The sequence below is a fragment of the Brachybacterium netajii (SeqCode) genome, assembly GCF_054114245.1.
In genome coordinates this window covers 280198-304892 of record NZ_JBSYXB010000004.1, presented here as the reverse complement: position 1 = coordinate 304892, position 24695 = coordinate 280198, and the positions used below count along the sequence as shown (strand labels likewise).

Genomic DNA, 24695 nt, shown 5'->3' with positions numbered 1-24695 from the left:
CGGTCGGACGGCGGCGCTCAGGCGAGCAGCGAGAGGTCGAGCTCGGTCGGACCGCCCTCGACGATCCGGAAGGGCACGCCCCAGTCCTGCTGGTGCATGTGGCAGGCGGGGAACTCGATCGCCGGGTCGGCGTCGCAGGAGGCGGCGCGGGCGCTGACGTGCAGCACGCCCTCCTCGTAGGCGGGGTCCAGCTCGATCGTGCGCTCGAGCGCGGTGCCGACGCCCTCCCCCGCGGTGATCATCGTCTGCGGGGTGGTGGAGACGGTCACCTGCGTGGACGGGCCGAGGGTGTCGTCGAGCTTGTGGCCCTCCGGCGGGGTGAACAGCACGCGCAGGGTCAGCGGGCCGGGGCCGATCTCGGTGACGGGCCGCTCGGAGCGCTGGGCGCCGTGGTCGATGGCCCGCTCGGCCGCCTTCGCGACCGGCACCCAGGTGACCCGGTGGCGCCCGGACTCGATGACGACCAGCTGGCCGATCCCGTCGATCGGGGGGCCGACGACGGCCGCGGAGGGCTCGTCGAGGTCGGTCGCGACGGTGACGACGCTCGCGGTGCCGTCGGCGGCGCCGTGCTCGTCGAGGAGGCGGATGGCGCCGTTGTAGGTGTCGGCGACGGCGATCCGGCCGTCGGGCAGGGCGGTCACGCCGAGCGGGTGCTGGAGGCGGGCGACCTCGGCCGGTCCGTCCACGTGCCCGAAGTCGAACAGCCCCTGGCCGACGAGCGTCGAGACCTGCATGGTCTGCGGGTCGATCACGCGCACCGCGGAGCTCTCGGAGTCGGCGACGACGATGCGGCCGTCGGCCAGCTCGTCGACACCCGAGGGCTGCGCCCACCAGGAGGTGACGACGGGCCCGTCGACGAGGCCCTCCTGGGTGGTGCCCGCGAGGACCATCAGCGCCCCGGTGGCGGGATCGAAGGTCCAGATCTGGTGGATGCCGGCCATGGTGATCACGGCCCGGTCCAGCGCATGCGACCAGGTCAGGTCCCACGGGGTCGACAGGGAGAAGGAGAGCGGGTCGCCCTCCCCTCGGGGCAGCGGCTCGCCCTGCATCCACTGGGCGCCCGTGCCCGCGACCGTCGTGACGGTGCTCGCGCTGCGGGAGCGCAGCAGGCGGTCGCGGCCGACGACGACACCGCGCAGGAGGTGGTTGGCGGTGTCGGCGACCAGCAGGTCGTAGCCGACCTTCTCGGCGACCTCGGCGGGCAGCGCGAGCACGCCGTTGGGCTCGGCGAAGGTCGCCTCCTGCCCCTCGCCGTCGCCGTGGCCGCGACGACCCTCGCCGATGACCTCGTCGACCGTCGTGCCGTCGGCCTCGAAGACGACCAGGCGGTGCTGGCCGGCGTCGGAGACGACGAGGCGGCCGTCGTCGAGGGTCGTGAGCTTCGAGGGGAAGCGGAGGGTCTGGGGCACCTTCTCGGCGAGCACCGTCGGGGCGGGCCCGCGGCGCAGGGAGCCGTCGGCCTCGGCCTCGGCGACGAGGCGGCCGATCAGGGCGTCGAGGTTCGCCGCATGCCCCTCGCCGGAGAGGTTCCCGGCGATGCGGCCGTGGCTGTCCAGCACCATCAGCGTCGGCCAGGCGCGGGCGCCGTACTCGCTCCAGGTCTGCAGCTCGGGATCGTCGATCACCGGATGCTCGACCTCGTAGCGGGCGATGTTCGCGGCGAGCGCCTCGGGGTCCTTCTCGAACTCGAACTTCGGGGAGTGGACGCCGATGACGACGAGCTCATCGGCCCACTTCGCCTCGAGGGGCCGCAGCTCGTCGAGGACGTGCAGGCAGTTGACGCAGCAGAAGGTCCAGAAGTCCAGCAGGACGATCTTGCCGCGGAGGTCCTCGAGGGCGAGGTCCACGCCTCCGGTGTTCAGCCAGCCGCGTCCGCGGAGCGCGGATCCGTGGGCGCGGGCGGGCAAGGGCTGCGAGGCGTCGGCCGAAGTGGTCATGGGGTCCAGTGAACACCGCGAACCTGTGTCATGCCACTTGTCGGCCTCACGCCGTCTCACCAGGTGGCGATCCACTCCAGCAGATCGGGGTCCTCGAGGCTGCCGAGCACGAGGTCCCCCTCGGGCGCCGGACCAGCGGCCCCGGGCGCCGGGACCACCAGCAGCCGCAGGCCCGCGGAGCGCGCCGCCTGCGCCCCGGTGCCGGAGTCCTCGAGGGCCAGCGCGTCACCGGGCTCGGCGCCGAGCGCCCGGGCCGCCGCCGCGTACATGTCCGGGGCCGGCTTCGGGCGCGCGACGGTGTCGGAGGCCTCGAGCACCGTGAAGTGCTCGCGCAGCCCGCCGGCGACGAGCTTCTCGTCGAGGGACTCGAGCCACGAGTTCGAGGCGCAGCCGATCGGGCGCCGGGCGGCGGCGGCGCGCACCACGGCGAGGGCGCCGGGCATCGTGCGCATGCCGTCGCCGAGCTCCGCGTCGAAGGCCGTGCGCAGGTCGGCGAGGACCCGCTCCTCGAGGGAGCCCGCGCTGTCATCCGCCGCGTCCGCCGTATCCGATGCGGCCGGGGCGTCGGGGACGCGGGCGGCGATGATGCGGGCGGCGTCCTCGATCGTGGCGCCGTGGAGGAGGGCGTCGTCCGACTCCTCCAGCTGCGCGCCGACGCGGCCGACGACGGCGTCCTGCGCCCGCTGCCAGACGCTCTCGGTGTCGAGCAGCAGACCGTCGCAGTCGAAGACGACCGCGGTGGGGGTCCAGTCCCCGAAGACCGCGGCGAAGCGCGCGGGGACGACCGGGGCCGTCGCGCGGGTCCCGCCGGTCATCGGGTGCTCTCCCAGCCGGCGATCCAGGCGGCGAGCTGCGGGTCCTCGAGGGAGGCCAGCACCCGCGGCGCGCGGGGCGACTGCCCGGGCACCGAGGGCACGACGATCAGCTGCAGGCCCGCCCCGAGCGCCGCCTGGGCGCCGGTCTCGGAGTCCTCGAAGCCGAGGCAGTCCGCCGGGTCCGCGCCGAGGGCGCGGGCACCGGCGAGGTACATGTCCGGCGCGGGCTTCGGGGCGAGGACGTCCTCGACCGCGATCGTCGCGTCGACGAGGTCGGCGACGCCGAGGGTCGCGAGCTTCTCGTCGAGCATCTCGCGCGGGGAGTTGGAGGCGACCGCGACGGGGCGCTTCGCGGCGATCGCGCGCAGCGTCTCCACGGCGCCGGGCATCGGCACCGGATCCTCCTCGTAGCCCTCGCGGAAGGCGGCCAGCAGATCATCGCGCACGGTCAGCGGATGCTTGCCGACGGCCTCGCCGATGACCTCCACGACGACCTCGGCCGCACGGCCGGTGATCGAGCGGCGGGTGGCCTCGTCCAGGCGAGCGCCATGGCGCTCCAGGTAGGCGTCCTGCAGCTCGACCCAGCGCGCCTCGGTGTCCACCAGCAGGCCGTCGCAGTCGAAGACGACCGCCGACGGGGTCCATGCCGGCGGCCACAGATCGAGGGGGGACGGGGGCAGGGGCGAGATCTCGATGCTCATGGTCGCCCCAGCGTATCCAGTGCCGCGGCGGAGCGGGAGCCACCGGCGGCGCCGCGGGTCGGCGGCGCCCGACGGTCCGCCGTCCGGCAGCACGACGCCGCCCTGCCGCGAGGGAGCAGCAGGGCGGCGTCGGACCAGCCGAGCGGTCGACCGGCGCGTCAGCTGGGCAGTCGATCGGCGCGTCAGCCGGGCAGTCGACCGGCGGGTCAGCCGGCGACGGCGGCGAAGCCGCGGTCGAGGTCGGCGAGGATGTCGTCGATGTGCTCGAGGCCCACGGAGAGGCGCACGAAGCCGGGCTCGACGCCCGCGACGCGCTGCTCCTCCTCGGAGAGCTGCGAGTGGGTGGTCGAGGCCGGGTGGATGACGAGGCTGCGCACGTCGCCCACGTTCGCCACGTTCGAGTGCAGCTCGAGCGCGTCGACGAAGGCGATGCCGGCCTCGCGGCCGCCCTCGAGGACGAAGCCGAGGACCGAGCCCGCACCGCGCGGCAGGTACTTCTGCACGCGGTCGTAGTACGGCGAGGACTCCAGGCCCGCGTAGGACACCGTCGTCACGCCCGGCTTGCCCTCGAGGTACGCGGCGACCTTCGCCGTGTTCTCGATGTGGCGCTCCATGCGCAGGTGGAGGGTCTCGATGCCCTGCGCGATGAGGAAGGCGTTCAGCGGGGAGATCGCCGGGCCGAGGTCGCGCAGCAGGGCAACGCGGGCGCGGATCGCGTACGGCGGAAGCGCCGGGGCGATCTGGCTGTAGACGAGACCGTGGTACGAGGGGTCGGGCTCGTTGAACAGGGGGAACTTCTCGGGGTCGGCCCCGAAGTCGAAGCGGCCGCCGTCGACGATGACGCCGCCGATGGAGGTGCCGTGGCCGCCGAGGAACTTGGTGGCGGAGTGCACGACGACGTCGGCCCCGTGCTCGAGCGGGCGCAGCAGGTACGGGGAGGCGATCGTGTTGTCGACGATCAGCGGGACGCCGGCCTCGTGGGCGACCGCGGAGACGCCCTCGATGTCGAGCACGTCCTGGCGGGGGTTGGGGATGGTCTCCGCGAAGAAGGCCTTGGTGTTGGGCTTCACGGCCGCTCGCCAGGAGTCCAGCGAGTCGGGGTCCTCGACCCACAGCGGCTCGATGCCCAACTTAGACAGGGTGTTCTTGAACAGGTTGTAGCTGCCGCCGTAGAGCGAGGGCGACAGGACGATCGAGTCTCCGGCCTGCGCGACGTTGAGGATCGACAGCGTGATCGCGCTCTGGCCGGAGGCGACCATGAGGGCCGCGACGCCGCCCTCGAGGGCCGCGATCCGGTTCTCGACGACCTCGGTGGTCGGGTTGTTCAGGCGCGTGTAGATCGGGCCGAGCTCGGCGAGCGCGAAGCGGTCCGCGGCGGACTGGGCGTTCGGGAACACGAAGCTGGTCGTCTGGTGGATCGGCAGCGCGCGCGATCCGGTGGTCGGGTCGGGCTCCTGGCCGGCGTGGATGGCGAGGGTCTCGAAATGCAGGGGAGCAGTGTCTGACATGACCTCACTGTGAGCCAGAAGGGGCTGGTCGGCAAGCGGATGCCGAAGGATGAACAGCCGCCGACCGTCGCCGGCGGCCCCGCCCCATCCCCAAGCGCTGCTCATGGCGACCCCAAGCAGGACTCATGGCAGGCTCAGGCCGGACCGGGCAGATCGAGCCGTCGGCCGCTCCAGCGACGGCGCAGCCAGCGGTCATGGGAGGCGATCACGACGGTCCCCTCCCACTCCTCGAGGGCGCGCTCGAGGCGGGTCGCGAGGTCGAGGCTGAGATGGTTCGTCGGCTCGTCCAGCAGGAGCAGCGCGGGCGGCCGACGCAGCAGGGCGGCGAGCGCGACGCGCCGCTGCTGCCCGCGGGAGAGCTCCCCGACCCGGCGGTCCAGCTCGCGCGGGTGGATGAGGCCCATGAGGTCGGGCGCGGGACCATCGCCGATGCCAATGCCGCTGCCGCCGAGGGTCGCGCGGAGCGTCTGCTCGGGGTCGATCTCCTCGTCCTGGGCGAGCAGGCCGCGGTCGCGGGCGACGGACACGGATCCGCCGTCGGGCGCGAGCAGGCCGGCCGCGAGAGCCAGCAGCGTCGACTTCCCCGCCCCGTTCGGACCGGTGATCAGCACCTTCTCCCCGGCGGCGACGATCAGGGAGGTCGGTCCGAGGCGGTCGTCGACGGAGGCGTCGGCGATCGCGACGAGCACGTCGCCGCGGGAGGGCGCACGGCCGGCGGGCATGCCGGTGAAGTGCAGCTCCGCCGGGGGCCTGCGGATCTGCGCGGCCCGCAGGTCCTCGAGGCGGCGCTCGGCGTCGCGGACCCGGCGCGAGACCACGACGGCGTTGCGGTCCGCGTAGAACTTCTTCGACGCACGGGCCTCGGTGCGGGGGCCTCGGCCCTCATGGCCGACGCTTCGGCTCTCGCGCACCTGCGTCTCGAGCCGCTTCAGCTCCTCCTGCTCATCGCGGAAGCGCCGCTCCCAGCGCTCGCGGGCGTCGAGCCGCGCATGCAGGTAGTCGGTGAAGGTGCCGGAATAGGCGGCGAGGCCGCCGGGCTCCCGGTCCAGCGGGGTGGGGACGGGGTCGAGGTCGAGCTGCGCACGGGTCGCCTCATCGAGGAAGGCACGGTCATGGCTGGCCACGAGCACGGGCCCCGGATGCTCGCCCAGCAGCCGGGCGAGGAAGTCCGCGGCGGCGTCGTCGAGATGGTTGGTGGGCTCGTCGAGCAGCAGCGTCGTCGGACGCGCGATCAGCAGGTGCGCGAGGGCGAGGCGCCCGCGCTGGCCGCCGGAGACCTCGCCGAGGCGCCGCTCGCGCGGCACGTCGGCGAGGCCGAGGCCCGCGAGGACCTCCTCGGCGCGGGTCGCCGCGTTCCAGACGTCGGCGAGGGTCGCCTCCGCGAGCAGCGCGTCGAAGCGGACGGCCGCCTGCGCGGGGGTGAGCGGTGCGGCGCCGGCGGGCGCCTCCCCCTCCCCGGCGAGGGCCTCCCCCTCCTCAGCGAGGGCCTCCCCCTCCTCAGCGAGGGCCTCCCCCGCTTCGGCGAGCGCGCGCTCGAGCCGGCGCGAGCGCTCCAGCGCGTCGTCGACGACGTCGGCGAGGCGCGCCGTGGGTGCGAAGGGCAGCTCCTGGCGGAGCAGGCCGACGGGACCGGGGACCTCGAGCGTCCCGGCGTCGGGCGCGAGTCGGCCGGCGAGGATCCGCAGGAGCGTGGACTTCCCCGAGCCGTTCTCGCCGAGCAGGCCGGTGGGGCGGCCGCCGGGGACGACGAGGCCGATGTCGGTGAGGACCCGACGGTCGGGGTAGGAGAAGGAGATCCCGTCGGCCCGGAGGTGGACGGATCCGTCCACGGCGGACGGGGACGAGGGTGATGAGGGCATGGAGCAGCTCCTGGAGCACGGGGACGGCATGGTGCGCGGCGGGCTGGTCACAGGAGCATGGGAAGGACCGTACGCCCTCGCGTCCCAGGGGTCGAGCGATTTGCCGACGAGGGGTGCATTCGTGCCGGTCGTGCAGGACACTGAGCCGCATGAGCTCACAGAACACCGTGCCGTCCCACCCGTCCCCGAAGCTCTCCGTGATCGGCGCCGGCGCCGTCGGCGCCTCCGTCGCCTACGCCGCCCTGCTGCGCGGCAGCGCCCGCACGATCGCCCTCTACGACATCAAGAAGGAGAAGGTGCGCGCCGAGGTGCTCGACCTCGCGCACGGCTCCCCGCTCGCCGGCGAGGCCGAGATCATCGGCGGCGACGACATCTCCTGCGTCGCGGGATCCGACGTCGTCGTGGTCACCGCGGGCGCCGCCCAGAAGCCCGGCCAGACCCGCCTCGACCTCGCGGGCACGAACGTGAACATCCTGCGCTCGCTGCTCCCGCAGCTGCTCGAGCAGGCGCCCGACGCCGTCTACGTGCTGGTCACGAACCCGTGCGATGTCCTCACCGTCGCCGCCCAGCAGATCTCGGGCCTCCCCCACGGCCAGGTGTTCTCCTCCGGCACGGTGCTGGACTCCTCGCGCCTGCGCTGGCGCCTCGCGCAGAGGCTCGGCGTGGCCCCGCAGTCGATCCATGCGTCGATCGTCGGCGAGCACGGCGACAGCGAGTTCGGCCTGTGGTCCTCGGCCAACATCGGGCAGGTCCCGATCCTCGAGTGGCCGGACGAGGACGGCTCCCCCGCACTGACCCTCGAGGACCTCCACCAGCTCGGCCACGAGGTCTCGCGCGCCGCCTACGAGGTCATCGAGGGCAAGGGTGCGACGAACCTCGCCATCGGCGTCTCCGCCGCGCGCATCGCCGAGGCGGTCCTGCGCGACGAGCGCGCCGTGCTGCCGGTGTCGGCGCCCCTGACGGACTACCACGGCGTGGGCGGGGTCGCCATGAGCGTCCCCTCGGTCGTCGGCCGCGGCGGCGTGCAGCGCACCCTGAACGTCCACATGGACGACGACGAGCACGCCCGTCTGCACGCCTCCGCCGACGCGCTCCACGCGGTCCAGCGGGACCTCGGGATCTGAGTCCCTCACCGGGGCCCGCCCAGCGGGACTCGCCTAGCGGGACTCGCGCAGCGCCGCGACGACCGCTCGCATCGCCGCCGCGCCGGAGCCGCGCGCCAGCACCAGGCGCTCGGCCTCCGGTGCGGTCGATGCCGTCCCCGTGTGCACGAGGATCCCGTCGCGGCGGCTGCGGCCGATCTCCTGCAGCCGGGCCGTCTCGAGCGCCGAGGCGCGGCCCCGCCGGGTGATCAGCAGCAGCTGCTCGGCGCGGAGGGCGTCGTGCGCGTAGCCGTGGGAGTCGGTGCGGATCCCCTGCTCGCGCAGCGCCCCGGCGAGCGCGGCGATCGCGTCGCGGCCCTCGTCGCCGTCGCGGAGGTCGAGGATCGCCGTCGGCCGCAGATCCAGCGCCGCCTGCCGGGGACGCACCGCCCGCCGCGCGAGGATCGCCCCGCGGTGGGCGAGGACCGTGAGCGCCGGTGCCGCCTCCGGCGTCGGCAGCCAGCGCCGACGGGCTCGCAGCGCCTCGATCCGCCCTCGCGTCTCCTCGGCGCGCTCGTGCACGAGGGCGCCGTCGAGCCGCCCGGCGTCGATCTCCGCGACGATCGCGTTGTGCACGGCGACCAGCGATGATGCCCCGCCGACGGCGATCAGGTGGGCGCCCGCGCGGATCGCCCGCGCCGCCGCCGCGCCGAGCGCCGCGGGCGGCGGGGGCCCGCCGGCGAGCAGGGCCGCCGAGCGGGCGAGGTCCCCGGAGATCACGAGGCCCCGGTAGGCGCCGTGCCCGAGTTCGTCCAGCAGCTCCGCGGACCACGGCTCGAGCGAGGCCAGCCCCTCGCCGAGCGCGGGCGCCGCGACCGGCGCGGTCATGACGGCGTCGAGCCAGGGCGTGAGCTCCCACGGCACCAGCGCCGAGGCCTCGAGCAGGTCGCGGCGCAGCCCGATCGCGGGGACCGGGGAGTCGGGACGCTCCGGGAGCGCGCCGATCCCCGGCAGGTGCAGTCCGCAGACCGCGACGCCCGCGTCGCGGATGCCGCCGGCGAGGGCCCGCGCATGGCGGGCGACGAGGTCGGGGTCCTCGCCGAAGGAGCGGACCGACACCGCCGGCTCGGGTCCGGCGGCCACGTCGAGGACGGGTCCCAGCAGCAGCTCGACGCCCGCTGCGGCGAGGACGTCGCCGAGGGCGTCCCCCAGGGCGCGGGTCGCGTCGACGTCGTCGACCGCGCCGATCGCGGCCGCGCTCGGGGCGCAGCCCCCGTCGAGGACCTCCGCGGCATCGGCTCCGCCGTCGGCCGGGGCGACGACGAGCACGTCGGGCGCCAGCGCGCGGATCTCCGCGACCGTCGGACCCGCCCCGTCCCGGTCCGCCCCCGGTCCTGCACCGGAGCCTGTCCCCGGGCCGACGGACGGAGCCAGCAGCACGGCCCCGGGACCGGCCAGCAGCGCATCCTCCTCGGCGCGGGTGAGGCCGACGGGCCGCGCGGGCGCGAGCGGTGCCGTGAGCGGCGACGTCGCGGACGGCGCGAGCGGCGCGGGGGCCGGGCGCGCTCCGAGCTCGAGCAGCAGCAGGGCGAGGACGTCGGGGTCCGGGCCCTCGGTCTCCGGGCCCTCGGTCAGGGGCGCGGGGCTCTCCGGCAGGGGCGACGGCGGGAGTCCCGGGGTCGGGCTGGCGGTCATGCAGGCACCTCCGTCGGCGTCCGGGGACGAGGATCCGGCGCCGGCCGGACCGTGCCGTCGGAGCGCGTCCCCTCGGGCGGGATCCCCGTCAGAATAGGCTCAGCGCATCCGAGTCGGAGGGATCAGGAGAACCATGGGACCCGCAGCCACCATCCCCGCGGAGCCGCTCGTGCTCGCGGCCATCATGGGCACCACCCGCAGCCGCATCCAGCTGGCGCGGCGCGACGGCGATCCGACGCCGGTGCTCGACGCGCACGGGCCCGGCGCCCCCGCCGGATCCCATGGGCTGCGGTCCCTGGAGACCCTGCTCGCCGCGGCCCGGTCCGCCGTCCTCGACGCCGGCGCCCGCCCCGAGGCGCCGGTGAGGATCGCCGCCGTCTCCCTCGACGTCCACGGCCTGGCCCGCACCGAGCTCGAGGACGCCCTCGAGATCGCCCGCCGGGAGCTCGCCTGCTTCGGTCCCCACGGCGAGGTCGTCGTCGACCTCGAGCACGTCCATGTGGGCGACGACCTGCTGCCGGCCTTCCTCGCCGGCGGCGTCGGCGACAGCGGCATCCTGCTGCGGGCCGGATCGGGCACCGTCGCCGTGCGCTTCGAGGAGCGTCGCCCGCGCGAGCGCCGCGACGGGATGGGCTGGCTGCTCGGCGACATCGGCTCGGCCGTCTGGATCGGGCGCCGCACGATCCAGGCCGTCGCCGCCGACCTCGACGGCCGCGGCCGTCGCACCCGCCTCACCGAGAGCGTCGGCGATCTCCTCGGCCTGGACCTGCGCGACGGCGTGCTGCCGCCCTCCCCCACCGGGGAGGTGCGCGACGACCTCGTGCGCGCGATCGCCGCCCTCGATCCCGGCCGCGATCCGTCGGTGCTGGGGCGCTTCGCCCCGCTGCCCGGCGAGGTCCCCGAGGACCCGGCCGCCCGCGCCATCCTCGACAAGGTGATGCGGCACTTCGCCGACACCGTCCGCTCCATGGATCCGCAGTGCGGTCTGCCTGTCGTGCTCGCGGGCTCGGTGCTGGCGACGCCCGGACCGATCCACGACGAGCTGATCACCGGACTCGACGCCGACGGGCGCGAGCATCGCGAGGTCCTCACGGGCCTGCCCGGCGCTGTCCGGCTCGCCCGCGAGCGCGCCGCGTCCGCCGGCTGAGGCGGTCGTCGTGCTCCGGATCTCCGACGCCCGGGATCTCCTCCGCCGTCTTGCCGGACTCCTGCGCCGCCTGCGCGCATCCGGTCGGGGCCTCGCCGTCCGTCTGCGGCGGGCCGTGTCGCGCCTGCCCGCGGCATCCTCCCGCGCGGCCGCCGCCCTCGCCGACCGGCGCACGCGACTGCGGGAGCGCTCGCGCGAGAGGCTGCTGTCGGCGAACCTCCGCCTGGGCCTCGCGCTGGTCCTCGCACTCGTGCTGGGCTCGGCCGCGACCGAGCTGCTCGCCCCCGGGCTCGGCGTCCGGGACGACCGCGACGCCCGCCTGTTCCGCGGCGTGCTGCTGCTGATCTGCGTGATCTCCCTGCACACCCTCGTCCACGCCGGGCTGACGGGGCTCGCGATGGACGGCCAGCCGAGGGCCCGGCTCGTCGCCGCGGCCCGCCTCAGCCGGGTGCGGCGGACGGTCCCCCTCTACGGGATGCTGCAGGGCCGCACCGGCGCCTTCGGCGAGGCCCTCCAGCTCGTGTTCGTCGCCGGGCTCGCGATCTTCCTGCTGCTGCGGCGCCCCGAGGAGCTCGGCGTGCTCCCGCTGCTCATCGTCACGGTCGCGGCGATCGCGACCGCCTGGATCGGATCCGCCATGGGGTTCGCCGTCGAGAGCCTCGCCGAGGACGCCCGCGGCGACGCCTTCGACCTGCCCGGCACGCCCGGGCCCGAGCGGGACTTCTCCGACTACCTCTCGGCCGCCGTGGTCGTGCAGGCGTCCAGCGGGGCCTCCGCGCTCGCGCCCGTCTCCCGCGGCGCCCGCCGGATCGTCCGCGACCAGATCGTCCTGGCGCACGTCACCAGCACCATCCTCATCACTCTCGGCGTCTCCGTGGTGCTGACCGCCCTCGGATGAGGCGGCCCGAGCACTAGGATGACCTGCGTCAGCCCGTCGCGCCGGGGCTCCCCGCAGCGGCCCGGCGCCGCACCCGATCCGGAAGGCATCTCGATGTCCGTGCAGCACGACCAGGTCCCCACCCGCGAGAAGGTGCTGGTCATCGGCGCAGGTCCCGCCGGCCTCGCGGCCGCCGCCGCCCTCAAGGCCCTCGACGTCCCCTTCGACCTCGTCGACCGGGCCCCGCACGTCGGCGGCATCTGGGATCCCGAGCGCGAGGACGGCCCGCTGTGGCCGACTCTCGAGATGGTCTCCTCCCGCTCCTTCACGCAGTACGAGGACATGATCCAGCCGGTCTCCTTCCCGGAGTTCCTGCAGGGCGCCCACATGGCCAAGTACCTGCGCGCCTACGCCGCCCGGCATCGGATCACCGAGCACTTCCGGCCCCGCACCGCGGTCCGCTCCGCCCGCCCCTACGGCGAGGGCGTGTGGCAGGTCGAGTTCTCCACCGGCGAGATCACGGTCTACGGGGCGGTCGTCTCCGCGCACGGCATCGCCGAGCGCCCGCACCTGCCCGAGTGGGCCGCCGACGTCTCCCGCGGCATCCGTGTGATCCACTCCCACGACTGGGACGGCGCCGACGGCCTCGAGGGGCAGCGCGTGCTCGTCGTCGGCTCCGGCCAGTCCGCGGCCGACATCGCCGTCGATGCCGCCCGTCGCGCGCTCGACGTGCGCTGGGCGGCCCGCACCGGGCACTGGATCGTCCCCCGTCGCATCGCCGGCATCCCCGGCGACGTCGCCGCCTCCCGCGAGCCGGCCCTCCTGGGCAAGCTCAACGAGCGGATCGCCGAGGCGGTCGTCTCCCGCACCGCCGGCGACCCCTCCGAGGTCGGCCTCCCGAAGCCCGCCGCGCACCTCCTCGACGACGCCGTGATCGTCTCCGACGACGTCCTCGACCGCATCCGCGAGGGCCGCATCACGCCGATCGCCGAGGTCACCGGCGTCGACGCCGAGGGCCTGCCCGTCCACGCCGACGGCAGCTCCTTCGTCCCCGACCTGATCGTCCTGGCCACCGGCTACGAGACCGGTGCCGACCACCTCCCCGAGGGCGTCGTCCCCCGCACCGCCGACGGCGACCTCGACCTGTTCCTCGGCGCCTTCCCCCGCGGCCGCGACGACCTCGTCCTGCTCGGCCAGACGCGCGTCGGCGGCGGCATCCTCCCGGTCCTCGTCGAGCAGGCCGACATCGCCGCCTACGTCCTGCAGGCCCGCCTCGCGGCGAACGCCGCCGTGGCCCGCGGCACCGCGCATTCCGCCGGCGCCGCGGACCCGTCGGCCGAGGATCGCATCGCCGCCCTCGAGAGCTTCCGGCGCCTCCGCGCCGGCTCGGACCGCGCGGTCCCGGTCGCCTCCGAGGCCCCCGCCCCGTCCTTCGCCTCCGCCTCCCGCTCGGGTCTGCTCGGCACGCTCGGTGCCGCGGCGGGCGCCGTCGCGGGCGCGGCCGCAGGAGCCGTCGCCAGCGCCTCCCAGCGCGCCGGCCAGGGCTCCTCGCGCGGCGCCGCGGCGGCGCCCACGGGACGCCCGGGAGAGCGGATCGTCCCCTTCACCGACCGCGAGACCCTCCTCGCACGCCTCGCGACCGTGCGCGCGCTGTTCGACTGAACCGCTGATCTGCTGAACCGCTGAACCGACCGCGGGGTCCTCGAGCACGAGGGCCCCGCGGTCCGCGTCCAGGGCCTCGCGGCCACCGGCTCGCGGCCACCGGCTCGCGCCCGACGACCATCGGCCGACGACGGTCGGCCGTCGTCTCAGGCGGTGCGGCGCGCGTCGCGTCCCACGGTGCCCGCGGCGGTGATCCCGGCGACGATGCTGGCGAGGATGCCGAGCACGGCGAGCACGATCACCGCGATGCCGCCGCGCTGCTGGTCGACGAGCGCGTCGGCCCACCAGGTGCGTCCGGTGGCGCCGAACCAGCTGGGCAGCAGCACCGCATCGCCGACCGCGAGCACGATGCCCGCCGCGAGCAGCACGAGCGCCGGGGCGAGCAGCGGCAGCATCGCCGTGAGCGCCGCCCACCGGCCCGCGGGGCGCGCGGCGACGACGGTCGCGGACACCAGCACGGGGACGACGCCGGCGGCGAGCGCGAGCAGCATGAGCGCGAGGTGCGCGACATGGGAGTCGAGCGCCAGGCGCAGCGCCGTCGGCGACAGATAGGCGCCGACGAGCAGCAGCGCCGGCAGCGCGGAGGCGATCGCCGCCGCCCACCAGCGGCCGCCCAGCAGCGCCGGCAGCCGCGAGCCCGCGGTGCCCGCCGCGGCCCGGCCGCGCAGGATGCCCGTCGCCCAGGCGCTCCCGATGAGCGCGCCGGGGATCAGCGCGAGCAGCACATGCAGCACCAGATGCGCGGACACCAGCACCTTCGCGTAGACCGCGAGGGGGCCGCTGGTCAGGACGATCATCGCGGCCGCCCCGACGAGCAGCCGCAGCGTCGCGCCGCGAGGACGGGACGGAGCGGCGGGCCGCCACCAGATCAGTGCGAGCACACAGGTCAGCGCCATGTAGAAGGGATCGGGCCGCCACTGGCCGAGGAGATCGGGGAGGACCGGAGCAGGAGGCAGAGGATAGGTGGTGAGGATCCCCGCCGGGCCGGTCGCCGCCTCCGTCTCGCTCGCCGGGGGCGGGGAGGAGCTCATCGCCGCGGCGAGCGCGATCGCGAGCCCCATCAGCACCAGCTCGAGGAGGGCGAGGCGCCGGTAGGCGGCGGCTCCCGGGAACGCAGACGACGCAGACGACGCAGACGACGCAGCGGATGCGGCCGCGCCGCCCCGGGCGGCCCCGTCGGCCCCGGCGGTCCCGTCGACGGCATCGGCGAGCTGGCGGCGCTGGAGGTAGCCGAGGGCGCCGAGGGCCAGCAGCAGGACCGCCTTGGTCAGGCCGATCTGGACATAGGCGCTGGTGAGGATGTCGCCGGGGCCGTTCATGCGGACGGCGAGCGCCCAGATCCCGCTCACGGCGAGTGCGATCCAGCAGATCAGCGCGAGATGCGAGTAGCCGCGCACGATGCGGGCATCGTCGCGGGAGCTCGCCGGCAGCAGCTGCAGGACGGCGAGGCCGCCCGCCCAGACGCCGACGGCGAGGAGGTGCACGAGCATCGTCGAGGCCGCCGTCTCATGGCTCGACCCGCCGGAGGCATGACCGGTCATCGCCGCGGCGAGGGTCATGATGCCGGCGGTGACCGCGACAGCGCGGGCGAGCCCGCGAGAGGCGCCGGCGACGGCGAGGGTGGTGGCCGCGGCGGCGACCAGCAGCGCCGTCAGCAGCCAGACGCCGAGGTCGGTGCGGACGTAGACGCCCAGGTCGGAGCCGAAGCGCTCGGAGCCGACCGCCTGACCGGTCGCGATCGCATAGGAGAACAGCAGTCCGAGGCCGCGGGCGAGGGCGGTCACCCCGGCGGCGATCGCGACCAGGCCCATCGCCCGGCTGCGGTCGTCGTCGTCGCGGAGCAGCCAGCCGGCGACGACGGAGCCGCCGAGCAGGACGGCGGCGGCGAGGTCGCCGACGGTCGCGGCGATCGGAGCGCCGCGCCGGGCGATCACCCCGGCGTCGCGGAGCACGAGGGCGCCGCCGCTCGCCGCGTCGGCGGCGACGACCGCGAGGGCGGAGAGGCCGAGGACGGCGGCGACCAGGGCGATGATCGTCGTCGGGCGGAGCTCCGGGCGCGCCGTCGAGCTGGACGACGGGGCGGCCGACGGTCGGGTCGCCGGCGGGTTCGTCGGGCGGCGCGAGGCGGTGTCGCGGCGCGGGGCGGTGTCGCGGCGCGGGGCGGTGTCGCGGCCGGTCATGAGGCGACCCACAGGCCGAGCCAGAGCATCCCCATGCTCACGCCGATGGTCAGCATGAGATAGGCGAGGGAGATCGCGGCGGTGCCGCGGCGGACGAGCTCGATGACGTCGGCGGCGGCGTGGGCGAGCGTGGAGAGGCCCCCGAGGACCCCGAGGGACAGTGCCAGGTAGAGGACCTGCCCGCCTCCCGTCGCGGAGCCGAGCGCCGCGACCACCAGACCGGAGCCGAAGCAGGCCGCGGCGTTGACGAGGAAGGTCGTCCACGGCCGCATCTCGACCTCGGTCGCGGGCCGGGCGAAGCGCACGAGCAGCGACGGGAGGTACTCCCCCGCGGCCCAGCGCACGACGGAGCCGATGGCGCCGCCGACGCCGATCAGCAGGACCGCCAGCACGGCGAGCAGAGTCCCGTTCATGCGTCGGCCCCCGTCCCGGAGGTCCCCAACGCCGCACTCCCCGACGCCGCGGTCCCCGGCCGAGCGGCCCGGCGGCCGCGGCCGGCGTCGCGCCCCGGGCCGCGGCCGAGGCGTCGGCCCAGCCGCCGCCCGGCGAGCATCCCCAGCACGATCGCCGCGAGGCACAGCACGATCGTCAGCATCGCGTAGATGAAAGCGAGGATCGGGAAGTCGGCGCCGATCATCGCCGACCCCTCGAGCACGACGCCCGAGACCGTCGTGAAGCCGCCGCACAGGCCCGTGCCCAGCAGCGGCACCGTCCATGCGGGGCAGCGGCGCACGTCGAGCACGCCGTTGAGCCCGCCGAGGATCAGGCAGCCCAGCACGCTCACCAGGAGGGAGGCATGGGGCAGCTGGACCAGGGTGGGCGTCTGCACGGCGGGCAGCGCGATCGCGATGAGGCCGCGCAGCATCGCGCCGATCCCGCCGCCGAGGGCGACCAGCAGGGCCGTCCGCCGCGCCGTGAGGGAGGGCTGGGCGGGGCCGGAGCCGAGGATGCCCGCGTCGTCGAGATCGGAGAACCGCAGCGCGGCCATCTCGACCGTGTGCATGCGCGGATCGTCGCGGCGGCGCGGGTCGGCGCCGGGGGGAGGGCTCGGGGTCACCGGTTCAGGGTACCGATCATGCCTGGACCGGGCCGACCGCCGGCGGCCGAGCTCGTCCCGACCGCCCGCGGCGCAGCCCCGTCAGCCCCAGACCAGTCCGAGGGACGGATCCTCGAGCACGGCCGAGATGTCGCGCAGCAGCACGGCGCCGAGGGCGCCGTCGATGAGGCGATGGTCGAAGCTCAGGGCCAGCTGCGCGATCTGGCGCGGGACGATCTGCCCGTCGACCGCCCAGGGCTTCTCCTTGATCGTGCCGACGCCCAGGATCACGGACTCGCCGGGGTTGAGGATCGGGGTGCCCGAGTCGATGCCGAAGACGCCGAAGTTCGTGATCGTGATGGTGCCCTCGCGGGTCGCCGACAGCGGGGTGCGGCCGGCGCGGGCGGTCTTGGCGAGGTCGTCGATGCCGTCGGCGAGCTCGCGCAACGTCATCAGGTGCGCGTCCTTGAGGTTCGGGACGATGAGGCCGCGGGGAGTCGCGGCCGCGATCCCGAGGTTCACGAAGTGCTTGTAGACGATCTCCCCGGCGGCCTCGTCCCAGGAGGCGTTGACCTCGGGGTTGCGGCGGATCGCGACGAGCAGCGCCTTGGCGATCACCACGAGCGGGCTGATCTTCACGCCCTGCCACTCGCGGGACCTCTTGAGGTCGTCGATGATCTGCACGGTGCGGGTCATGTCGATCTCGTTGAAGACCGTCACGTGCGGGGCCGTGAAGGCGGAGGCCACCATCGCCTCGGCGGTCCGCTTGCGCACGGAGCGGATCGGCACGCGGGTGGTGCGCTCATCGCTCGTGACGCCCGCGAAGGGCTGGTCGCGCACGGACTTCATGGCGCCGCCGAGGCCCTCGGGGACCTGCGGGGACTCCTCGGGGAAGTAGGCGCCGTCGGCCGCGCCGGCAGCCGGCGCGCCGGCGCCGACCTGGTCGCCGGAGATCGCGCGCTGCTGCGCGGCGATGACGTCCTCGCGGGTGACGGTGCCGCCGGGGCCGGTGGCGAGCACGTCGGCGAGGGCGATGCCGAGGTCGCGGGCGAGCTTGCGCACGGGCGGCTTGGCGAGGATGCGCTCGATCGGCACCTGCGGCTCGTCGTCCTGGATCGTCGGCCGACGGCGGCGCCGCTGCGGGGCGCCGGGGGCGGCCTTCGCGCCGTAGCCGACGAGGTTCTTGGGCTCGTCGTCGGCCGGCGCGGCGGCGTCGACGACCGGCTCCGGGGCCGGGGCCGGGGCCGACGGGGTGGGCGCGGCCGGGGCAGGCGCAGCCGACGCCGGAGCCTCCGCGGGCGCCGGGGCGGCGGGCGCGGGTCCGCCGGCGGTGTCGACCTCGATCAGCGGGGCGCCGACGGCGACCTCGTCGCCGACGGCCACGAGGACCGCGACGACGGTGCCGGCGACATGGCTCGGCAGCTCGACGGCGCTCTTGGCGGTCTCGACCTCGATCACGGGATCGTTGATGGCGACGGTGTCGCCGACGGCGACCTTGATCTCGAGGATCTCGGCCTCGGTCAGGCCCTCACCGGGGTCGGTGAGGAGGATCTGCACGATCGACGAGGAGGAGGGGGTCGGGCTCATGACGAGGATCCTTTCAGTGCGCGAGGACGCGGTCCACCGCGTCGAGCACCCGGTCGAGGTCGGGCAGGTAGGCGTGCTCCATCCGGGCCGGCGGGTAGGGCGTGTGGTAGCCGCCGACGCGGGCGACGGGCGCCTCGAGATGATAGAAGCACTCCTCGCCGACCTTCGCGGCGATCTCCGCGCCGAGGCCGCCGACGACGGGCGCCTCGTGGACGATCACGAGCCGGCCGGTGCGCCGCACCGAGGCGACGATCGTCGGCATGTCCAGCGGGGACAGGGAGCGGGCGTCGATCACCTCGAGGTCGATGCCCTCGGCCGCGGCGGCCTCGGCGCTCTCGAGCGCGAGCGGCATGCACGGCCCCCAGGCCAGGAGCGTCGCGTCGGTGCCGGGGCGGCGCACGGCCGCCTGCCAGGGCGAGAGCTCGGGGCGATGGTCGGGGTCGACGTCGCCCTTGACCCAGTAGCGGCGCTTGGGCTCGAGCATGATCACCGGGTCCTCGCACTCGATGGCCTGGCGGGTCATCCAGTAGGCGTCCTGCGCGGTCGACGGCGCGAGGATCCGCAGGCCCGCGGTGTGCGCGAACAGCGCCTCGGGGCTCTCGGAGTGGTGCTCGACCGCGCCGATGCCGCCGCCGTGGGGGATGCGGATGACCATCGGGAGGTTCACGCGGCCCGAGGTGCGGTTGTGCATCTTGGCGACCTGCGTGGTGATCTGGTTGTACGCCGGGTAGACGAAGCCGTCGAACTGGATCTCGACGATCGGCCGGTAGCCGCGCACGGCGAGGCCGACGGCGGTGCCGACGATCCCGGCCTCCGCGAGCGGCGTGTCGACCACGCGCTGGCCGCCGAACTCGGCGTGCAGGCCGTCGGTGACGCGGAAGACGCCGCCGAGCACGCCGACGTCCTCGCCCATGATGAGGACCTTGTCGTCCGCGTGCATCGCATCGCGCAGCCCCGCGGTGATCGCCTTGGCGATCGGCAGGGTCATGGAGGTGGTGGAGCTCATCGGCCCGCTCCTTCGTTCTGGTCGTCGTCGGTCGCGAACTGGGCCGTGTACTCGAGGTAGGCGGCGCGCTCGGCGTCGACGACGGGATGGGGCTCGGCGTAGACGTGCTCGAACATCCCCACGGGGTCCGGGTCCTCCATGCCGTGGATGTGATGGTGCAGCTGCATGGCGAGGTCGTGAGCCTCCTCGTCGCAGCGGGCGATGAAGGCGTCGTCGATCTCGCCGAGCTGCTCGAGGTGCCGGCGCAGGCGCAGGATCGGGTCCTTCGCCGCCCACTCCTCCTCCTCGGAGGCGGGGCGGTAGCGGGAGGCGTCGTCGCTCGTGGTGTGCGCGGCCATGCGATAGGTGACGGCCTCGATGAACCGGGGCCCCTCGCCGGCGCGGGCGGCGTCGAGGGCGGAGCGGACCACGGCCATCACGGCGAGCACGTCGTTGCCGTCGACCCGGACCGAGGGGATGCCCCAGCCGCGGGAGCGCTGCGCGAGCGGCACGCGGGTCTGCACCGACGTCGGCACCGAGATCGCCCACTGGTTGTTCTGCGTGTAGAACACGACGGGCGCCTGGAACGACGCCGCGAAGGTGAAGGACTCGGAGACCTCGCCCTCGCTCGAGGCGCCGTCGCCGAAGAGCGCGAGGACCGCGGTGTCGGACTCGACGTCGCCGGTGCCGACGAGCCCGTCGCGCTGCAGGCCCATCGCATAGCCCACCGCATGCGGGGCCTGCGAGCCCAGCACGATCATGTACGGGTGCGTGCGCAGCTCGTTGGGGTCCCAGCCGCCGTGGCTGATGCCGCGGAACAGCTCGAGCAGGCGCCACGGCTCGATGCCGCGCGCCCAGGCGATCCCGTGCTCCCGATAGGTCGGCACCAGGTAGTCCTGGGTCCGGGAGGCATGTCCTGCGCCGATCTGCGCGGCCTCCTGGCCGAGCGCGCTCGCCCACAGGCCCAGCTGGCCCTGGCGCTGCAGGCTCGTGGCCTCGAGGTCCGCCGCGCGGATCATCACCATGTCGCGGTAGTAGCCGCGCAGGCGTTCCGGGGAGGCGAGGTCGTCGGCCCCGCCGGACCCGGCCAGCACGGCGTCCAGCTCGGGATGGGGGGTACGGGTGCCGTCGGGCGCGAGGAGGCCGATCATCGGCTCCTGGTCCGCGACGGGCGGGATGCTCGTGGAGAAGACGCTCACGACGGGGAGACTAACCTACGGTGCCGTAAGTTCCAAGCGGTGATGCGGCGATCACCACGCCGGCGGGCACAGCCCCGCGGTGCCGCAGGACCGTCGCTGCAGACCGACGAACCCCCTCCTGACCCCTCCCTCCGACCGCTTCGTCGCACCCCCGACCGCCCGGCGGCGCGACCATCGTCGAGGATCTCCCGACCGAGGTCGACCCTCCCCCATGGCCCGTTGACCTGCAGGGTCGCCGGGCGGACGGTGGAGTCATGAGCTCCTCGACCCCCGCCGCGTCCCCCGCCTCAACCCCCGCGCCTCCCGCGTCCTCCTCCCCCTCGCCTGCGTCGGCCCCCGCGCCCGCACCGCCCGGCCGGGCCGTCCCCTCCGCGCGCCGCGTGCTCCTCTTCGCGGCGATCGCCCTGGCGATCATGGCCGCCTGCGCCGCGCCCTTCTGGGTGCTCGACGAGGGCATCGCGCATCCTCTGTACACGCCCCTGATCGCGGTCGCGATGCTCGCGCCGACGGTCGCCTCGGTGATCGTCGCGAAGGCCGTCGACCGCACCTCCTGGCGCGATGCCGTCGGCCTCCGCTTCCGCGGGCGCTGGGGGCGGATCCTGCTGTGGGCGCCGCTCGCGCTGCTGATCATGCTCGGGATCAACCTGGCGAGCGCCGTGATCATGGTGCTGCGCGGCGTGCCGGGCGACCTCAGCGGCGGCACCTGGGCGGCGGAGATCACCCGTGTCTACGCCGACGCCGGTCTCGAGATGCCGACCGCGGCCGCCGTCGGCCTGACCCTCGCGATCTCGCTCGTCGGCGTGCTCATCACGGTCGTCCCCGCGCTCGGCGAGGAGATCGGCTGGCGCGGCTGGCTGTGGCGGGAGCTGCGACCGCTGGGGGCGCCGACGGCGATCGTGCTCGGCGGGACGATCTGGTCCCTCTGGCATCTGCCGATCGTCCTGATCGGGCACAACTACACCGGGTCCCCGCGCTGGGCGGCGGTGCTCATGTTCATCCCGGCCTGCATCGCGCTGAACCACCTCTTCGTCGCGATCACCCGCCGGGCGGGCGGGAATCCGATCCCCGCCGCGTTCGCGCACGCGACGCTGAACTCGACCGTCGGCCTCGCCCTCAGCATCGTGGCGACCTCCGCGACCGCCGACCGTCTGAACATGTTCATCGACACCCCGCTGGGAGTCATCGGCATCGCGCTCGTGGCGCTGGCCGGGTTCCTCGTATGGCCGCGGCGGGCCGTGGCGGAGGACGATGCGCGCGAGGCGTGACCCCGCGCTCGCGACGCACCGTCCTCCGGGACCGGGTCGGCCCGCTCCGGCTCAGACGGCCGCGGCGGCCTTCCGCTTCTCCTGCTCCTCCCAGAGCAGCTCGACGTCCAGGGGCGCCTGGTCGGCGTCGAGGTCCTGGACCTCGAGCGGGCAGTCGCCGAGGTCGTCGATCGCCAGGCGCTCCCCGCCCTGCAGCATCGAGCGGTGGGCGACGACGCCGGGGAGGGTGTAGCGGGCGGCCTGCCAGGCGTTGACCTGCGGCTGCTTCCCGTCGACGACGGCGCGGGCGAAGTCGTCGACGAGGAAGTGGTGGGCGCCCTCGTGGCCGTTGGGCATGCCCTGGAACTCCTGGGGCAGGCGGGCCATGTTGTGGGCGGCCGCGGAGCCGGCGACGAAGGCGTCGCGGAGCGTCGGGGAGACGTCGGCGAGGCGCGGGTCGTCGAGGCTCATGGTGGCGCCGGTGCGGATGAGCTCGGTGAGCTCGAGGACGCGCTCCTTGTCGTGCCAGTAGGTGACGTCGACGGTCTCCTCGAAGCTGGACTCCTCGCCGAAGAAGCGGAAGCGGGACTCGCGCTTGTGGCTCGGGTAGCCGACGCGGCGCAGCTCGTTGGTGCGGAAGGCGCCGCCGTTGTCCATCCCGAAGAGGGCGAAGGCGTTGGAGACGTCGTTGGCGAACATCGAGACGTCCTTGTCGAAGACGCCGTCGCCGCGGGTGTCGGGCCGACCGAGCGCCGAGACCGAGACGGCGTGGCGCGGGATCACGCCGAGGATGCCGCCGATCGAGTGCGTCGGGTACAGCAGGGGCGGGTAGGAGGCGGTGGACTTCCACTGCTCGCCGCCGGAGTACTTGTAGGCGTCGTAGAAGCCGAGGTCCATGTCGTGGACGTAGTCGCCCTCGGCGTAGAACACCTCGCCGAAGACGCCGCTGCGGTGCAGGCGGCGGGCGGCGACGACGGCGGCGTTGTACTGGCTGGTCTCGCCCATCATGTAGACGAGCCCGGTCTCGGCGACGAGGCGGGTGATCTCGCGGATCTCCTCCTCGTCGATGGACATGGGCACGGCGGAGTACACGTGCTTGCCGGCCTGCAGCGCCTGGATGGCGATCTGCCCGTGGGTCCAGCGCTGCGTGAAGATGGCGACCGCGTCGACGTCGGAGGCCAGCAGCTCCTCCACGGTCGAGAAGCGGCCGGCGAAGCGGACGGGGTGGCTCTCGCGCTGCTCGATCGCGTCGATGCGCTCGGCGACGGAGTCGACCGCGTAGACGGCGTCGATCTCGGGATGGGCGGCGAAGAGCTCGGCGAAGTGGGAGCCGAACTGGCCGATCCCGACGATCCCCAGGGTGAACGACATATTTCCTCCTTGAAATTAATGCTCGGGAGGAACGCTACGGGACACCGGGGCCGCAATGCAAGGGGGTGCGCCGCCCCCGGTGCGCGGGGGAGGCGCCGAGCAGGTCCGACGGGGGCGGACGTCCTCAGATCCGGCGCCAGCGGCCGTTGCGCCACACCTCGCGCCACGAGGGCACGGCCTCGCCGCGGGCGGCCATCCGGCGGCGCAGGGCCCGCCGCGACAGCAGCATCCCCACCACGCCGATCGCGAGCAGGGGCAGCTGCACGGCGAAGGCGACGCGGAAGGCGTGCAGGTCGTAGACGCCGTCGGGCCGCATGCCGTCCAGGACGACGCCGATCAGCAGGATCGCGACGAGACCGCCGACGAAGCCGCCCATGATGACCACGCCCGTCGCCGTCCCCAGCCGATGCTTGGCGAGGTCCGTGCGCGGGAAGTCGAAGCCGACGGAGGAGGCCGGGCCGCCGATCGAGAAGCCGGCGACGAGCACCAGCAGCAGCCACATCGGCGCCTTCCCGGGCCACAGCACGAGCGCGACCAGGGGCACCACGATCGTCAGCAGGATCAGCAGCACGAGCGTCGAGCGGCGCAGCGGATGCCGCTGGGTGAGGGCGCCGACGAGCGGTCCGCCGACGATCGACACGACCACCAGCACCGTCATGACGGAGGAGGCGGCCGCCTGGCTGAGCCCCTCCCCCGCGGTGAGATACGGGTAGCCCCACATCATCGCGAAGACGATGCCGGGGAAGCCCGCGGTGAAGTGCGTGAAGAAGCCCAGCAGCGTCGCCGGATGCCGCACGATGCGGCCGACGACCAGCGGGATCCTACGGATGTCCTGCCGGCTCGCGGCGCGGCTCGCGCCCGCGGGGGCGGCCCGCACGATCAGCAGCACGAGCACCGCGGCGCAGGCGGCGACCCCCGCGGAGGTGCGGAAGGCGGTGCCCCAGCCGGCGATGCCGAGGATGATCACGAAGGGCACCGCCGAGGCGATCTGGCCGACCTGTCCGAGGATGCCCGTCAGCTGCGTCAGCAGCGGAACGCGGGAGGCGGGGAACCAGGCGGGGACGAGCCGGATCGCGCTGGAGAAGGTCAGCGCATCACCGGCGCCGACGATGACGCGGGCGAGCATCGCCAGCGCGATGGTGTCCGTCGTCGACAGCAGCAGCTGGCCGAGCGTCATGAGGATCGCCCCGCAGGTCAGCGTCACGCGGGAGCCGTAGCGGTCGAGCAGCAGGCCCGCGGGGATCTGCGAGAGCGCATAGACGAGCAGCTGCAGCACCACGAAGGTGGAGACGATGGTCGCCGAGGCCCCGAAGCGCTCGGTCGCCTCCAGGCCCGCCACACCCATCGTGGTGCGCTGCATGACCGCGGAGGCATAGGCGAGGATCGCGGCGACCCAGACGATGTACGCCCGTGCGCCGCCGAGGACCGGGGTATGCCGGGGCGTCGTGCGGGACTCGTCGGCTCCTGATGCGTCGGCTCCTGATGCGGCCGCGTCGCGCCCTGCCATGCGTCATCCTTCTGCTCGTGCGAGCGCCTCGGACGGACCCGGGACGCTCGACTCCCCCAGCGTAGTCGGGCCGCGCCGCGGGCCCCGACCGTTGCCGCGCGGTGTCCGCCACGGAGCACCGCAGCGAGGCCGACGCAGGTCGGCGCGAGGCCGACTCAGGGCCGGCGCGCGGTGTACAGTCCTCCTCATGCGCATGTCGACGATGAGCTGGTGGACCGCCTGAGGGCGGTCCCCTGTCACCTGCGCTGACACCGAAGCCGCCCGTCCACCCGGGCGGCTTCTCGCTTTCGCGGAACCTCCCTC

At 74.6% G+C, this 24695-nt stretch carries 19 protein-coding genes; 5 read left to right on the top strand and 14 right to left on the bottom strand.

Features of this window, described 5'->3' with window-relative positions; genetic code table 11:
• Window positions 1-17 precede the first annotated feature (17 nt).
• The 5 genes from ACXET9_RS10470 to ACXET9_RS10450 form a co-directional block, all read right to left on the bottom strand.
• A complete protein-coding gene (locus ACXET9_RS10470) occupies window positions 18-1937 on the bottom strand; it encodes a thioredoxin-like domain-containing protein (RefSeq protein WP_457886530.1) in 1920 nt (639 codons plus the stop codon).
• A 56-nt stretch (window positions 1938-1993) separates the two neighbouring features.
• Window positions 1994-2752, bottom strand: a complete 759-nt coding sequence (locus tag ACXET9_RS10465; RefSeq protein ID WP_457886529.1) for an HAD family hydrolase — start codon at window positions 2750-2752, stop codon at window positions 1994-1996.
• A complete protein-coding gene (locus ACXET9_RS10460) occupies window positions 2749-3453 on the bottom strand; it encodes an HAD family hydrolase (RefSeq protein WP_457886528.1) in 705 nt (234 codons plus the stop codon). Before ACXET9_RS10460 ends, ACXET9_RS10465 begins: the two co-directional genes overlap by 4 nt.
• 206 nt (window positions 3454-3659) lie before the next feature.
• Entirely contained in the window at window positions 3660-4961 is a 1302-nt protein-coding gene (locus ACXET9_RS10455) for a bifunctional o-acetylhomoserine/o-acetylserine sulfhydrylase (protein ID WP_457886527.1), read from the bottom strand.
• Window positions 4962-5095: 134 nt separating this feature from the next.
• Window positions 5096-6820: an ABC-F family ATP-binding cassette domain-containing protein gene (locus ACXET9_RS10450; RefSeq protein ID WP_457886526.1), complete on the bottom strand. Its 1725-nt coding sequence runs from the start codon at window positions 6818-6820 to the stop codon at window positions 5096-5098.
• 149 nt (window positions 6821-6969) lie between these two features.
• On the opposite strand from ACXET9_RS10450, the gene ACXET9_RS10445 reads away from it, so the two are divergent.
• Window positions 6970-7944 (top strand): L-lactate dehydrogenase, encoded by a 975-nt coding sequence (locus ACXET9_RS10445; protein WP_457886525.1) that lies wholly within the window; start codon window positions 6970-6972, stop codon window positions 7942-7944.
• A 33-nt stretch (window positions 7945-7977) separates the two neighbouring features.
• On the opposite strand, the gene ACXET9_RS10440 is transcribed toward ACXET9_RS10445, so the two are convergent.
• The gene (locus ACXET9_RS10440; RefSeq protein WP_457886524.1) at window positions 7978-9597 is read right to left on the bottom strand and encodes a glycoside hydrolase family 3 N-terminal domain-containing protein; all 1620 of its coding nucleotides are present in this window, start codon (window positions 9595-9597) and stop codon (window positions 7978-7980) included.
• 133 nt (window positions 9598-9730) lie between these two features.
• Between ACXET9_RS10440 and ACXET9_RS10435 the strand changes: the two genes are divergently transcribed.
• The 3 genes from ACXET9_RS10435 (at window position 9731) to ACXET9_RS10425 (ending at window position 13283) form a co-directional block, all read left to right on the top strand.
• Window positions 9731-10744 carry an N-acetylglucosamine kinase gene (locus ACXET9_RS10435; protein WP_457886523.1) on the top strand — a complete coding sequence of 338 codons (1014 nt, stop codon included), beginning with the start codon at window positions 9731-9733 and terminating at the stop codon, window positions 10742-10744.
• 10 nt (window positions 10745-10754) lie between these two features.
• Complete coding sequence (locus ACXET9_RS10430) at window positions 10755-11642, top strand: hypothetical protein (RefSeq protein ID WP_457886522.1); 888 nt, start codon at window positions 10755-10757, stop codon at window positions 11640-11642.
• A gap of 93 nt (window positions 11643-11735) precedes the next feature.
• Complete coding sequence (locus tag ACXET9_RS10425) at window positions 11736-13283, top strand: flavin-containing monooxygenase (RefSeq protein WP_457886521.1); 1548 nt, start codon at window positions 11736-11738, stop codon at window positions 13281-13283.
• Window positions 13284-13429: 146 nt separating this feature from the next.
• Here ACXET9_RS10425 and ACXET9_RS10420 read toward each other — a convergent pair whose 3' ends face one another.
• The 6 genes from ACXET9_RS10420 to ACXET9_RS10395 form a co-directional block, all read right to left on the bottom strand.
• On the bottom strand, window positions 13430-15463 hold the full coding sequence (locus ACXET9_RS10420) for a cytochrome c oxidase assembly protein (protein WP_457886520.1): 2034 nt from the start codon (window positions 15461-15463) through the stop codon (window positions 13430-13432).
• Entirely contained in the window at window positions 15460-15876 is a 417-nt protein-coding gene (locus tag ACXET9_RS10415; protein WP_457886519.1) for a fluoride efflux transporter FluC, read from the bottom strand. Before ACXET9_RS10415 ends, ACXET9_RS10420 begins: the two co-directional genes overlap by 4 nt.
• Window positions 15873-16520 carry a FluC/FEX family fluoride channel gene (locus ACXET9_RS10410; protein WP_457886518.1) on the bottom strand — a complete coding sequence of 216 codons (648 nt, stop codon included), beginning with the start codon at window positions 16518-16520 and terminating at the stop codon, window positions 15873-15875. Before ACXET9_RS10410 ends, ACXET9_RS10415 begins: the two co-directional genes overlap by 4 nt.
• Window positions 16521-16601: 81 nt before the next feature.
• Window positions 16602-18086 (bottom strand): dihydrolipoamide acetyltransferase family protein, encoded by a 1485-nt coding sequence (locus tag ACXET9_RS10405; protein WP_457886517.1) that lies wholly within the window; start codon window positions 18084-18086, stop codon window positions 16602-16604.
• A gap of 13 nt (window positions 18087-18099) precedes the next feature.
• Window positions 18100-19092, bottom strand: coding sequence for an alpha-ketoacid dehydrogenase subunit beta (locus ACXET9_RS10400; protein ID WP_457886516.1), 993 nt, complete (start codon window positions 19090-19092; stop codon window positions 18100-18102).
• A complete protein-coding gene (locus ACXET9_RS10395) occupies window positions 19089-20222 on the bottom strand; it encodes a thiamine pyrophosphate-dependent dehydrogenase E1 component subunit alpha (RefSeq protein WP_457886593.1) in 1134 nt (377 codons plus the stop codon). The genes ACXET9_RS10400 and ACXET9_RS10395 overlap by 4 nt, the downstream gene beginning before the upstream one ends.
• 302 nt (window positions 20223-20524) lie before the next feature.
• Between ACXET9_RS10395 and ACXET9_RS10390 the strand changes: the two genes are divergently transcribed.
• Window positions 20525-21535 carry a CPBP family glutamic-type intramembrane protease gene (locus ACXET9_RS10390; protein ID WP_457886515.1) on the top strand — a complete coding sequence of 337 codons (1011 nt, stop codon included), beginning with the start codon at window positions 20525-20527 and terminating at the stop codon, window positions 21533-21535.
• Between the two features lie 51 nt (window positions 21536-21586).
• Here the strand turns inward: ACXET9_RS10390 and ACXET9_RS10385 are convergent, their stop codons facing one another.
• Window positions 21587-22885, bottom strand: a complete 1299-nt coding sequence (locus tag ACXET9_RS10385) for a Gfo/Idh/MocA family oxidoreductase (protein ID WP_457886514.1) — start codon at window positions 22883-22885, stop codon at window positions 21587-21589.
• Window positions 22886-23009: 124 nt separating this feature from the next.
• Complete coding sequence (locus tag ACXET9_RS10380) at window positions 23010-24392, bottom strand: MFS transporter (RefSeq protein ID WP_457886513.1); 1383 nt, start codon at window positions 24390-24392, stop codon at window positions 23010-23012.
• Window positions 24393-24695: the final 303 nt, after the last annotated feature.

Bases quoted from the DNA above. Each gene is read 5' to 3' on its own strand.
- ACXET9_RS10470 (WP_457886530.1), bottom strand. From the start codon at position 1,937: ATGACCACTTCGGCCGACGCCTCGCAGCCCTTGCCCGCCCGCGCCCAC.
- ACXET9_RS10465 (WP_457886529.1), bottom strand. From the start codon at position 2,752: ATGACCGGCGGGACCCGCGCGACGGCCCCGGTCGTCCCCGCGCGCTTC.
- ACXET9_RS10460 (WP_457886528.1), bottom strand. From the start codon at position 3,453: ATGAGCATCGAGATCTCGCCCCTGCCCCCGTCCCCCCTCGATCTGTGG.
- ACXET9_RS10455 (WP_457886527.1), bottom strand. From the start codon at position 4,961: ATGTCAGACACTGCTCCCCTGCATTTCGAGACCCTCGCCATCCACGCC.
- ACXET9_RS10450 (WP_457886526.1), bottom strand. From the start codon at position 6,820: ATGCCCTCATCACCCTCGTCCCCGTCCGCCGTGGACGGATCCGTCCAC.
- ACXET9_RS10445 (WP_457886525.1), top strand. From the start codon at position 6,970: ATGAGCTCACAGAACACCGTGCCGTCCCACCCGTCCCCGAAGCTCTCC.
- ACXET9_RS10440 (WP_457886524.1), bottom strand. From the start codon at position 9,597: ATGACCGCCAGCCCGACCCCGGGACTCCCGCCGTCGCCCCTGCCGGAG.
- ACXET9_RS10435 (WP_457886523.1), top strand. From the start codon at position 9,731: ATGGGACCCGCAGCCACCATCCCCGCGGAGCCGCTCGTGCTCGCGGCC.
- ACXET9_RS10425 (WP_457886521.1), top strand. From the start codon at position 11,736: ATGTCCGTGCAGCACGACCAGGTCCCCACCCGCGAGAAGGTGCTGGTC.
- ACXET9_RS10420 (WP_457886520.1), bottom strand. From the start codon at position 15,463: ATGACCGGCCGCGACACCGCCCCGCGCCGCGACACCGCCCCGCGCCGC.
- ACXET9_RS10415 (WP_457886519.1), bottom strand. From the start codon at position 15,876: ATGAACGGGACTCTGCTCGCCGTGCTGGCGGTCCTGCTGATCGGCGTC.
- ACXET9_RS10405 (WP_457886517.1), bottom strand. From the start codon at position 18,086: ATGAGCCCGACCCCCTCCTCCTCGTCGATCGTGCAGATCCTCCTCACC.
- ACXET9_RS10400 (WP_457886516.1), bottom strand. From the start codon at position 19,092: ATGAGCTCCACCACCTCCATGACCCTGCCGATCGCCAAGGCGATCACC.
- ACXET9_RS10395 (WP_457886593.1), bottom strand. From the start codon at position 20,222: ATGATCGGCCTCCTCGCGCCCGACGGCACCCGTACCCCCCATCCCGAG.
- ACXET9_RS10390 (WP_457886515.1), top strand. From the start codon at position 20,525: ATGAGCTCCTCGACCCCCGCCGCGTCCCCCGCCTCAACCCCCGCGCCT.
- ACXET9_RS10385 (WP_457886514.1), bottom strand. From the start codon at position 22,885: ATGTCGTTCACCCTGGGGATCGTCGGGATCGGCCAGTTCGGCTCCCAC.
- ACXET9_RS10380 (WP_457886513.1), bottom strand. From the start codon at position 24,392: ATGGCAGGGCGCGACGCGGCCGCATCAGGAGCCGACGCATCAGGAGCC.